This is a genomic window from Candidatus Aegiribacteria sp. (genome assembly GCA_021108005.1).
Lineage (GTDB): Bacteria > Fermentibacterota > Fermentibacteria > Fermentibacterales > JCC-6 > Aegiribacteria.
Window position 1 is genome coordinate 16,439 of sequence record JAIORS010000011.1, and the last position, 12,481, is coordinate 28,919.

The following is a 12,481-nucleotide window of genomic DNA, read 5'->3' on the forward strand; positions in this document are numbered from 1 at the left end:
TTGATGTCAGTAGAAAATGTTCTGCGGACAGTTACTTCTTTTCAGAGAATAGTTCGCTTATTGCGTTAAGTAGTTGTGCCGTTGAATACGGTTTAGACAGGAATGTGGATCTTTCCCTGTCACGGTGTATGTTTTTGTTGTCAAAATCCTTGCTGTATCCACTGCAGAATATGAGAGGCATGTCAGGGCGTATTTCACGTATTCTGTCGGCAGCTTCGTAACCACCCAGAATCGGCATGATGACATCCAGTATAACAAGATCAACACTGTCCGGAGAATCGCTGATAAGTAATACCGCCTCTTCGCCGTTGGCAGCGGTAATTACATCGTGACCTGCTTCAATCAGAATAGTACTTGTCAGATTCCTTACTTTCTCGTCGTCTTCCGTGATAACGATGGTTTTGGATGTCTCTATAATGACTTCCTGTTCCGGAAGAAGCTCTTCGATTACAGCATCCTTATCGACTAAGGGGAAGTAAATCCGGAAACTTGTGCCATTTCCCGGTTCGCTGCTGGCAGTGATAATTCCATCGTGTTGAGTTACTATTCCGAAAACAGTTGACAGTCCGAGTCCTGTACCAGCCGTGATTCCCTTTGTGCTGAAGAAAGGTTCGAATATTTTGGTCAGGATCTCTTTGTCCATGCCGTATCCAGTGTCAGATATTGATACCATTGCGTAATAACCCTGCTCAGCTGAGGGATTGTTTTTGCAGAATTCCTCTTCAAGAAAGACCCGCTTGGTTTTTATCAGGATATTGCCGCCCTCAGGCATCGCGTCCCTGGCGTTCAGAAAGATGTTCAGAAGTATCTTACCTATCATAGCATGGTCACCGTTGATGTAGATGGCTTCGCTGGACGCCAGGAATTCAAGTACGATATCTTCTCCTATTATCCTTTGCATCATAGTCTGATGTTCCGCAATAACTTCGTTCAGGTCCAGTACTCTGGTTACTATCAGCTGGTTGCGGCTGAACGTAAGAAGCTGCTTGACAAGGAAACTAGCTCTTTCGCCTGCCTCTGAAACCTGCTGCAGCATACCTTGAATTGGATTGTCTTTATCGAGTGATGTCCGGGCCAGTTCCGTATAACCGTTGATTGTCTGCAGAATGTTATTGAAATCGTGCGCAACACCTCCCGCAAGCTGTCCTACCGCCTCCATCTTCTGAGCCTGGCGCAGTTGCTCCTCAAGAGTATATCTGTTGGACATATCCCTCAGAATAGCCATATAAGCCCGTTCTCCTTCGTAGCTAATTGCCGAAACACTGATCTCAGCTGGAATGATATCGCCATCCTTCCTGAGAAACTCCATATCATAGAATAGTGGAGTATTCTTCCCGGCTGTTCTGTCATTCATATATTTCCACTCAATGGGCTTATACTCAGTTGATATGAAATCCAGAAAATTCGATCCATAGAATTCATCCTCTAAGTAACCGGTTATGCTCTTGGCAATACTGTTGACGAAAACGACTATTCCATTTTTGTGTACTATTATGGGGTCATTGCTGTTTTCAACAAGAGTTCTATACATATTAATGAATTCATCCTGATAGTCTTTTGGTTCATCAATTGTATGTCCTGTAACAAGAATACACATTACGATGCCGTCTTCATCTGTGATAATCCTGTTATGCCAGGAAACCGGTTTTTCCGTTCCCTGGCCTGAGAGTACCGGGTAATCCTGATGGAAAACGGATTGGTCAGTTTCGCAAAGGCTATTGCGGAATTCGTCTACAGTTTGATTTCTGTACGAATCAGGGATGAAATCATTGAACCAGTTCGAACCTGCAATATCTTCCTCGGAACGGCCCAGGATCTCGCTGCCTCGCTTGTTTATCAGAATAATAGTTCCGGTGCGGCTGATGAAGAGAACAAATTCATCAGAATCCTGTAGAATTTTTTCAATGGACACGTACGATAGAACAGTATCAGAATTACTCATAAACAGTTTCCGTAAAAGGGTTGAACAACTTTAAATAGTCCAATAAATAATATTTCTTCCGTCAAGGATATTATCTTAAAATTTGCCGTCCATAGCAACACAGATTTGATTTCACAGAGTCACTTCACATGAGTACGTGCGGTAAAAGGGGTTAAGACTTGTAATGGATTGCCGCGTACTGTAAATCAACGGAAGTATTAGCCGATGAAAGCTGCGATCAAACTGACAGAACAATTCGTTGAAGTTCTATTCGTTGAAGATATTCCTCATCAGATCTGAAATCTGGCTGATTGAATACGGTTTTATCATGACCCCTGAAAAACCGTAACTAGTGTAATCAGCCATAACAGGGGCAGTTGAATACCCGCTGGATACAATTGCAGTTACATCTGGATCTATCTTGAGCAGTTCCTGCATAGTATCTATTCCCCCCATGCCTCCCGGGATTGTCAGATCCAGAATTACGGCATTGTATGGTTCCATGGTATCCATACCTCTTGTGTATTTCTCAATAGTTTCGCTACCGTTTATAGCACTGTCAACTTGATAACCAAGTTTCTTCAGCATCGATGTTGCGGTTTTCCGAACCATTTCCTGATCATCCATTACAAGAATTTTTCCGCCCGATAGTTTAGCCGGTCCGGATTCGTGGGTCTCAAGGTCTTCGGAAGAACTGTCTACCGAAAGGTAAATTGTAAACGCAGTGCCTTTACCCACTTCAGTCTCAACTTTTATATGACCATGGTGTTTTCTGATAATCGAATATGCGGTTGCCAGCCCAAGACCGGTTCCGTTCTGCTTTGTCGTGAAGAACGGATCGAATACCCTGCTGAGATGATCTTCTTCAATACCGTAACCGTCGTCCTTTATTGTAATCATGACATACTGACCTTCTGGAATAGCCGCTGGATTGTTCTCGTCTATCGTGATGTTCTTAGCGCTGACGTGAACCTGACCTCCTTCCGGCATAGCCTGGTATGCATTAATAACAATATTATTGAAGACCTGACCTATCTGTTCCTTGTCAGCGATAACCTGTTTAAGATTATTTTCAATGGAATATTCGGCTGTTGAGATTGAACCGCTCAGAACAAAAGCAGTGGATTCTTTTAGAAGTCTGGAGATGGATATACGTGTTTTTACAGGATCTCCTCCTCTTGAGAACGTAAGGAGTTGTCTTGGAAGGTTGGACGCTTTGCTGGCAGCGTGTTCAGAGCTTGTAAGGATTTCGTACAGATCGCTTCCCGGTTCAACCATGGTTCTCGCGAGGGAGATATTACCTATGATAGCTGTCAGGAAGTTATTGAAATCGTGGGCGATACCTCCGGCAAGAAGACCCAGGGATTCAAGCTTTTCGATTTTCCTCTGTTCTTCCTCCAGTTGCTTCATAGTAGTTATATCTCTTGCTATACCAAGAATTGCTTCTTCACCGCTATAGGTCAGTTTTCGGATTGAGAATTCTATATATCGTATTTCACTGTCCTTTCTTATCAATCTAAGCTGGAAAACATTTGGAACTTCTGAGAAACCTTCTCTGATCGTGCCGTCATCGTTTATCATTTTCCTGTCATCGGCATAGATAAGATCTGAGAATTTCACAGCAAGAAGCTCATCTCTGCTGTATTGCATCAGATTACACATACGATCGTTCACGAACAGAAATCGGTTGGTCCCATAGATGTAAATACCATCGTGACTTTGCTCAACAAGAGTTCGGTACTTACCTTCGCTTTCCAGAAGCTCCGCTGTTCGAGCCTTTACGATCTCCTCAAGGTGGAATCGGTGTATTCTAAGTTCTTCTTCAACCTGTTTACGCTCGGTGATATCACGAACAGTTGCCTGCAAAAGGGTCTTTCTCTTCAGGTCAATGCGGCTGAGAAGAACGGTTGCGGAAAACTCTTCCGTATCGAGTCTTTTATGAACCCATTCAAAGTAATTGGATCCGTCCTTCACTGCCCTGTCTATCATTTCCTTCGCTTTAATAACCGATAGCTGGCCATCGGGTTGATACTCCGGCGAGACTACCCAGGGTTGTTTTGATGTAAAATCGGCTTCGCTATCACATCTGAACATATCTATGGTGGCGGGATTCCCTGCTGTAAAAGACCAGTCAGGAGGTTCTAGTATCATAACGGCGTCCTTTGAGGTTTCGAAGAGTGATTTGTACTTCTCCTCATCCTCCCTTTGTTTTTTCTCAGCTTTTTTTTGTTCCGTATTATCAATGAAGTTCAGAAGCAGAAGCCTTTCATCATCTGATTTTTGATGTACATCGGTTGCACTCAGCGACATTATCCGTTCGCCTATGTTGAGCAGATTGAGATTAACCTCGTATCCGTCGAAATCCATATGAATTGCGAGCAGCTCTTCCAGGAGGTTTCTAAGGTCTTTAAGGTCTAAAAGGCCATTGCCGATTTCGTATACGGAAACGCCCTTGATCTTGGAGGATTCAATGCCAAACATTTCAGTGAAGCTCTTGTTCGCGAAAACGCATTCAAGTTGAGCGTTCAATATAAGTATAGGTTCGGTGATGGCGGCAATTATACTCTGAAAAAAATCAATGCATTCTTCTGTGTTCAATCCATCAATGAGAAAAGAGCAGGATTTGTCTTTCAAACTGGACAGCTGCTCTTTGATATCTGACAGTTCTTGAAGAAGATCATCTCTTGTTTTTTCAGAATTTTCCATATTTGATACCCCTATAAATCGCATTATTCAAATACATCTATCATATACTATCTTTTTATATACATAGGCAAGTACTGAACAGGCTGGAAACTCAGTTGCCGCGGTATCAGCGGCAACTGAAATTTAGTATTATGATTGAGAATCAAGTACCCGCGACATAGTAACCGAAATGCAACAGGAGAGTATTTATGAGCGAAATTATCTACACGCCTATTGGATTAATTCATTCACCTTACATTGATATGGCTCCATTCCAGCCAAGGGATGACGATACAAATGGACCTTTCGTACTGGAACTGCTGCCGGAGTACGAGACAGCTTTACGGGATCTCAAATATTTCAAGTACGTCATAGTTCTCTTTCACATAGACAGGGCGAAAGGTTATAACGGATCAAACGTTGCACATCCCCCTTCTCTAAATGGTGGTACGGTAGGGCTGTTTGCCAGCAGGTCTCCTAACCGGCCGAATCCGATCGGGCTCGATGTAGCGAGGCTTTTAAGAATTGAGGAGAACAAAGTATTTACCTCCGGGTTGAGTGCTCTTGACGGAACACCTCTGATAGATATAAAACCATATACAAAAAGGGATTCGAAGCCTGATCCGGGGAAAGGATGGGTAAAGGGTCATTAGAAACGAAGCAACACTTCGTACGATTTGTGAGACCGAACGACCTTCTGTGAGATAACTGACAGAGTATTCGAAGGGAGTGGATGCATGTTATTCGGGAATAGAGTGATTTTCTCGATCCTGATATGTCTGTTTACTGTCATGAGTGGCGTTATTGAGGCATCGGAAGGTCAGGCTTCCACTTCAACTGCGATTATCTCAGGACATATTACCGGTTATCCGTCAGACTGGTTTCCTCCCATATATGTCTATGCCAGGAATGTGGATACGAATAGTACATTTGCGGTATACACTCAGGGTTCTTTTGATTACACCGCAGAAATTCCCTTCACGATAACGGTCTGTGAACCAGGAACCTACATTATGTTTGCATGGACAGACAGGGAATCCAGTGGTGTTTGGGTGGGAGGATTCTACAGCCGATGCAACGAAAAGGGCAGTGTAGAACCCATATTTATTGAAGTAGAACTTGGCCAGGAAGTAAGAAACCTGGATATCGAAAGCAATATGTTCAATATCGATCAGGATATGGTTCCATTACCGTGAATTCCTGAGAGACTTCCTTCAAGTACAAAAAACATGTGATACAATTACGCGCCAATTGTCAACCTGTTTGCAGGTATTGGTTGACAATAGTTGCTCCTCACTACATACTCACATCTGCGAATGATGGTTATTGTTGAGATAAATTATTTGATAATAATAAGATATGGAAGTATACAGTGAGTGGCAGCAGTCGCAGAATTCTGAAAATACTCAGGAACAGCAGGGATTACATATCAGGTGAAAATATATCTGCTGAATTGGGTGTCTCGCGTTCAGCCGTATGGAAAACCATCAGCAAGCTGCGGGAAAGGGGCTACATCATCGATGCCGTCTCTAACCGCGGATACCGGTTATCGGAAGGCATTGATCAACCTATCAGTGATGAGATCCACCGTTATCTTGATACCGAATGCTTCGGTGGTGAAATCGTATATATGAAAACTGTGGATTCAACCAACGATCTTGCTATGACACTGGCCAGGCAGGGAGCCGCGCATGGTACTGTCGTCACGACTGATCAGCAGACCAGAGGCCGGGGCAGAAAGGGAAGGAGATGGATTTCACCTCCGGGCACTAACCTTTACCTTTCCATCGTTCTAAGGCCTGAGGTTTCGCCAGCTGAAGCATCCCAGATCCCGATTCTATCGGTAATGGCGTCAGTCAGGGCTCTTGAACGAATTGTATCTGATATGCAATTCAAGATAAAATGGCCTAACGATATTTACTGTCACGGAAAAAAGATAAGCGGTACTCTATGCGAAATGAAGGCTGAGATAGACAGGGTAGATTTTGTTGTGGTGGGTACGGGAATAAACGTCAATATGAAACCTTTTGACGATTCGATTCGGGATATTGCCACTTCGCTGTTTATGGAGACTGGAAGCGAGTATTCAAGGGTGAAAACCGCGGTATTTCTGCTGGAAGAATTCGAGAGAGTCTACAATGAGTGGTTATCAAGGGGAGATCTGGGTTTCATCATAGATGAATGGAACACGTATTCACTGCTTAAGGATATGCAGGTCGATGTGAAAACCGCGACAAAGATAATCAGCGGAAAGGCAGTTGGGATCGCGAGTAATGGAGCTCTGAAACTTGAGCTTCCAAATGGCTCGGTACGCATGGTATATGCGGGGGACGCTACGTTGCATGGAATACCCTCAGGTAGTTGAATGAAGCGAAATCACATTATGCAGGATATCAGTCCCGACGTAGCCCTTGAAATCCTTGAGACACCTGAAAAGCAGATTCCCACATTGCTTCAGCTATCTGATGGAATGAGAGCAGAAATGACCTCGGTAGGAATTTCACTCTGCTCAATAATTAATGCCAAATCAGGGAACTGCACTGAAGATTGCGCTTTCTGTGCTCAGTCATCTGTAAGTTCCGCTTCCTGCACACCTTATCCGATGATGGATGGCTTCAGCATTCTGTCCGCCAGGAGGAGAGCGGGAGAACTTGGAGTGGGGCATTTTTCAATAGTAACCAGTGGCAGTTCTCCCACTCAGGAGGAGTTGGAAAATATCTGCGGAATAATATCCAGGGGCAGTGAATTGAAACCATTCTGGTGCGCTTCTCTGGGCCTTCTTTCACTGCGGCAGTTACAGCTTTTAAGTGAAGCGGGTCTTAGCAGGTATCACCACAACCTTGAGACTGAAAGAACTTACTTCCCCGAAATTTGTACAACCCATACCTGGCGGGACAGGATTAATACGATATGCAACGCGAAACTTGCAGGATTGGAAGTTTGTTCAGGCGGTATCATAGGCCTTGGAGAAAATCTGCGTCAGAGGGTTGATATGGCATTTCAGCTGAGGGATCTGGAAGTGGACTCGATCGCGTTGAATTTTCTTATTCACCTCAAGGGTACGCAAATCAGTTCCCGGCGAGAACTCTTTTCATCAGCAGATTTGCTGAAAACGGTAATCATGTTCGGAATAGTTTGTCCGGGTGCCGAGTTACGTGTCTGTGCCGGCAGGGAACTTCTCGGTGAATATCAGAAAGAAATATTCAGAGCCGGGGTGACGGGTATAATGACAGGTGACCTTCTTACTACGGCAGGTTCGCGGATTCAGAACGATATTGAACTGCTGGAAGCCGCAGGAAGAATTCCAGCATCATGAGAAAGTACGGCAATGATCTGGAAAAGATAGAAAAGGATGGTCTTACCAGGGTACTTCCAGTCAGAAGACTGGAAATGCTGGAGTTCTCATCCAATGACTATCTGGGGCTGGCGGACCATCCCCTGCTGAAGGAAGCATCCATAAGGGCGATTGAATTGTACGGTTCCAGCGTGGCTGCATCCAGGCTGATGTCAGGTAATATCGCACTTCACGAGGAACTGGAAATCCGTCTTGCCCGGCAAACAGGTATGGAAGCAGCTTTGCTTTTTGGGAGCGGCTTCCTGGCGAATACAGGGCTTCTCAGCTCGATTGCGTCCAGGAATGATATTGTGTTCTCGGACAAACTGAATCACGCCAGCCTTGTAGACGGTGCGCTGCTGAGCAGGGCCGGTGTCTTCAGGTACAGACACGGCGACATGGACCACCTGGAGTATTTCCTGGCAAACAGAAACTGCGGGGGGAATCGTTTTATTGTAACCGATTCCCTTTTCAGCATGGACGGTGATATTGCCCCGCTTCGAAAACTGGAGCAATTGTCCAAGCGTTACAATTGCAGTCTCATAGTTGATGAAGCCCATGCAATAGGGATTTTCGGAAACGGTGGCGGCGTATGCAGGGAGTATGATGTCAGACCACATGCAATAATCGGTACTCTGAGCAAAGCCATGGGAAGCTACGGCGGCTTCGTTGCTGGTAATGCGGATATGAAAAGGTTTTTGATCAACAGGGCACGGACTTTCATGTATTCCACAGGTTTGCCACCGGCAGCCCCCGCCGCGGCCCTCAAGGCTATTGATATTATTGAATCTGAGCCGGATCTGGGAAGAAAACTTCTCGAGAAAGCTTCGAATTTCAGAGGTATGATAGAATCCTCAGGTTTTTCAACAGCGCCTTCGGAATCTCAGATTGTTCCCGTTCAGATGGGAGAAAACCACAGAGCTGTCGCGCTTTCTGATTACTTAAAGACGGAAAATATTTCGGCTGTTGCCATCAGGCCACCCACCGTACCCGAAGGAACAGCGCGGGTAAGGCTTTCAGTTACACTGAGGCATTCCCCGGAGGATCTCTACCATACCGCTGAGGTATTGAACTTCATCAATGGTGCCATACATTGAAACTCTACCTGCTATCCGGCTGGGCGACGAAAAGCACTGTCTGGGATCCGGTTATTAAGATTATCAAAGATGAATTGGATGTTGAATGCGTTGACTGGTGGAGCGCAATTGATGGCGAACTCAGCAGGAGGATTACGGGAAGCTCTGAGCGGTCCATTATAGCGGGGTGGTCGATGGGAGGGCAGATATCGCTCATAGAGGCAGCCCGTCATCCCGACAATGTTGCCGGACTGTTTCTGATTTCATCAATGGCCTGTCTCGTTGAAAAAGGAGAAAGACCCGGGGTTGCAAGAGAAACTCCATCTCAGATAAGGCTTATGCTTGAGAGGAACAGAGAAGCTTATCTGAGAAGTTTTTTTACCAGGTGTCTCAGTCCCTTTCAGAATTCTCAGTTGGTCGATAACCTGCTGGATGAATCCGATTCGATAACGATGGAATCTCTTTTATCGGGATTGGAATTCATGGCTGATACAGAGGCTACATTTATCGCAGAGGTTCCGATAATGACGGTTCATGGAAGAGAAGACGGTATTATTCCCTGGGAATGCAGCGAATACATCTGTTCGAACACATCCGGTCATTCGCGGGTGAGGTACTTGAAGAATTCGGGGCATCTGCTGCCTCTTACCGAACCTGAAGCAATTGGAAATCTGCTCAATGAATTCTGTGATTACTGTATCTCCTGAGAAATCGGTTATCAAGAGCGGTTTCTCAAAAGCAGCCGTACGCTACGACAGGTATGCGGATCACCACAGGATAATTGCGAAAAGGCTGATCGATTTTGCTCCTCCGGACGTTGCCTCAGGATCGATTTTTGAGATCGGGTGCGGTACAGGGATTCTCACGGAGAAACTGCTCGAGCGCTTTCCGGATTCCTTCGTGACCGCATTGGATATTTCTCCTGATATGGTTCATCGCTGCAGCTCGAAACTTCGTCACTCAAGACAGATATCTTTTCTGGTAGCCGATGCCGAAAAGTACTGCGGAAATGGAGACAGGTACGATCTCGTGGTATCCAGCTGCTCCCTGCAGTGGTTTCACGATAGAGGAAGTTTTATGGAAAGCATATGTGCGATGCTCCCGGATGGCGGAAGCTGCCTGATGGCTATTCCCGTCAGGGGAATGCTGCGTGAGCTTGAGGAAAGTTGCTTGTTCGGAGCCAAAAAAGTGATGCGTCAGCTTGACATGGATACGGAGGAAGAATGGATAACCCGCTTCGAAAACAGCGGGATGAACATACGTTTGAGTGCTGTTGAAAATGTTGCATGCGCGTACAGTCACCCTCTTGAAGTTCTTAAATCAATAAGAGGAATTGGAGCCTGCATCGAACAGAGTTCATCGCTTTTAAAGCCCGGAGATATGAAGAAGATGGTGGATTATTACCGAAAGCATTTCCAGATTGACAACTGCGGAGGAGTCTCGTCAACTTACAGAATCCTGTACATTCTGGGGAGGAAATCGTAAACATGCGGGGAGTATTTGTGACCGGCACGGGTACAGGGGTAGGAAAAACCCTTGTTGCCGCCGGGCTTCTGAAAGCTCTCAGAGATGCAGGAGCAGTTGCTCTTCCGATGAAACCTGTACAGACGGGATGCCCTGAGGAAGGCGGCATGCTTACAGCTTCTGACCTTGAATTCAGTATCAGGATGGCCGGATTGAAACCCGATGTTCAATTACTTGACCTGATGTGTCCTTTCCGATACGTTCCTGCGTGTTCCCCCCATCTTGCCGGAAGGCTGTCCGGGATTCAACCTGATGTAAGAACAATTCGTAATAAGATGGAAAGATTATCGAACAGCTGCGACTTTCTGGTTGCAGAGGGAGCTGGAGGGGTATTGGTTCCGCTCAATGAAAATGAAAAAATGCTTGATCTCATGGTTGAATTGAACTGGCCTGTTATCCTCGTGGCCAGGGGAGATCTTGGTACGATAAATCATTCTTTGCTTTCACTTGCGGTTCTGAGAAATGCAGGATTACGAATCGCCGCGGTAGTCGTAAACCATCTGACAGAGGACGCTTCATTAGTTACAGAAGACAATCCCGGGGCAATAGCGAAATTCGGTGAAGTTCCTTTAACCATGGAGATACCGTACATGCCCGGCGTAGAGGGATCGGTCATTAACACTTCTTTCATGAGAACCATGTCAGTTCTGGCCGGAAAGATTCTGGAACTGCCATGATAAGAACGGAGATCCTTCGAAAGAAGGATATCAGTCATTTCTGGCATCCCTATACCGATATCAGATCCCTTGAACAGAGCGGATTTCCCGTAATTGAAAAGGCTGAAGGTGTCTACCTGACAGACACCGATGGCCACAGGATGCTTGATGGAATAAGTTCCTGGTGGTGCATGAATCTGGGGCACAGTCAGGCGGATATAATCGAAGCCATCAGGAAACAGTCCGGAATGCTTCAGAATTCGATCACAGGCGGCATGTCGCATATAGAAATTATTCGACTTTCGGAAAAGATAGCTGAGATTACTCCCGGAGATCTTTCAAGAGTTTACTACGCTTCGGACGGAGCCTGTTCGGTGGAAGCGGCCATAAGGATATCAATACAGTACTGGTGGAATCAGGGAAGACCGGAGAAGAAGAACATGATATCTCTATCCGGCGGATATCATGGTGATACACTCGGGTGCGTTGGTCTGGGCTATATCAGCAGGTTTCATGAACCGGTGGAGCATGTTATTAACAGATCAATTACAGCCGAATCACCTCATTGCTTTCACTGCAGATACAACCGGAAGCCTGAAGATTGTGAACTGGAATGCTTTGATTCAATGAAAAAGGCGGTAAACGAAAATGCCGATTCCACTGCTGCGGTGATAGTGGAACCTGTTTGCCAGGGAGCTGTTGGGATGAGAATCTATCCGCCCGGGTATATTTCGCTGTTGAGAAAACTATGTGATGAAAATGATGTGCTGCTGATTCTGGATGAGATCGCGGTCGGATTCGGTCGCAGCGGTAAAATGTTCGCTTCGGAACTTGCTGGGATAGTGCCGGACATGATGTGCGTTGGGAAGGGACTCACGGGGGGGACCCTTCCAATGAGCGCCGTTGTTGCGTCGGACAGGATTTATGACACATTCAGAAGTGATGCCGAAACGGATAGAACCTTTTACCACGGTCATACGTACTGCGGTAACCCCATAGCTGCAGCTGCTGCATGTGCAGCCATTGATGTCTACGAAAGAAATGATGTTCTGGAGAATGCCGGGATGCTTTCGGAGATGCTTTTGGAAGCATTCAGAGGGTTTAGAAATATTCCCGGTGTATACGGATCCACAGCTCTTGGCTGTATGAGCTCACTGGAAATAAGCGAAGAAATTGGCGGATCAGGAAAAGCCCTTGAAATCTCTGAAACTGCCCGAAGAAAAGGGCTGTTCATACGTCCCCTGGGGCCGGTACTCTATCTATGGCCTCCCCTGGTTACCGGGGA

At 45.8% G+C, this 12,481-nt stretch carries 11 protein-coding genes; 9 read left to right on the forward strand and 2 right to left on the reverse strand.

Translation table 11 applies throughout. The features are described from left to right. Positions 1-31: 31 nt before the first annotated feature. Together K8S15_00585 and K8S15_00590 are read right to left on the reverse strand one after the other, a co-directional pair. Complete coding sequence (locus tag K8S15_00585) at positions 32-1,942, reverse strand: PAS domain S-box protein (protein MCD4774527.1); 1,911 nt, start codon at positions 1,940-1,942, stop codon at positions 32-34. A 246-nt stretch (positions 1,943-2,188) separates the two neighbouring features. Continuing rightward, entirely contained in the window at positions 2,189-4,627 is a 2,439-nt protein-coding gene (locus tag K8S15_00590; protein MCD4774528.1) for a PAS domain S-box protein, read from the reverse strand. 188 nt (positions 4,628-4,815) lie between these two features. Between K8S15_00590 and tsaA the strand changes: the two genes are divergently transcribed. From tsaA to bioA, 9 genes are all read left to right on the forward strand, one after another. Next, a complete protein-coding gene (gene tsaA / locus K8S15_00595; GenBank protein ID MCD4774529.1) occupies positions 4,816-5,259 on the forward strand; it encodes a tRNA (N6-threonylcarbamoyladenosine(37)-N6)-methyltransferase TrmO in 444 nt (147 codons plus the stop codon). Between the two features lie 84 nt (positions 5,260-5,343). After that, complete coding sequence (locus tag K8S15_00600) at positions 5,344-5,802, forward strand: hypothetical protein (GenBank protein ID MCD4774530.1); 459 nt, start codon at positions 5,344-5,346, stop codon at positions 5,800-5,802. Positions 5,803-5,978: 176 nt separating this feature from the next. Beyond that, positions 5,979-6,971 (forward strand): biotin--[acetyl-CoA-carboxylase] ligase, encoded by a 993-nt coding sequence (locus K8S15_00605; protein ID MCD4774531.1) that lies wholly within the window; start codon positions 5,979-5,981, stop codon positions 6,969-6,971. Next, positions 6,972-7,922: a biotin synthase BioB gene (bioB, locus tag K8S15_00610; protein MCD4774532.1), complete on the forward strand. Its 951-nt coding sequence runs from the start codon at positions 6,972-6,974 to the stop codon at positions 7,920-7,922. It begins immediately after the preceding gene. Beyond that, complete coding sequence (locus K8S15_00615; GenBank protein ID MCD4774533.1) at positions 7,919-9,037, forward strand: 8-amino-7-oxononanoate synthase; 1,119 nt, start codon at positions 7,919-7,921, stop codon at positions 9,035-9,037. The genes bioB and K8S15_00615 overlap by 4 nt, the downstream gene beginning before the upstream one ends. Further along, positions 9,034-9,723 (forward strand): alpha/beta fold hydrolase, encoded by a 690-nt coding sequence (locus K8S15_00620; GenBank protein ID MCD4774534.1) that lies wholly within the window; start codon positions 9,034-9,036, stop codon positions 9,721-9,723. The genes K8S15_00615 and K8S15_00620 overlap by 4 nt, the downstream gene beginning before the upstream one ends. After that, positions 9,695-10,501: a methyltransferase domain-containing protein gene (locus K8S15_00625; protein MCD4774535.1), complete on the forward strand. Its 807-nt coding sequence runs from the start codon at positions 9,695-9,697 to the stop codon at positions 10,499-10,501. Before K8S15_00620 ends, K8S15_00625 begins: the two co-directional genes overlap by 29 nt. 2 nt (positions 10,502-10,503) lie before the next feature. Then, the gene (gene bioD, locus K8S15_00630; protein MCD4774536.1) at positions 10,504-11,217 is read left to right on the forward strand and encodes a dethiobiotin synthase; all 714 of its coding nucleotides are present in this window, start codon (positions 10,504-10,506) and stop codon (positions 11,215-11,217) included. Beyond that, positions 11,214-12,481 (forward strand): adenosylmethionine--8-amino-7-oxononanoate transaminase (gene bioA, locus K8S15_00635; protein ID MCD4774537.1); only part of this gene is annotated, 1,268 nt, incomplete at its 3' end. The genes bioD and bioA, both read left to right, overlap by 4 nt.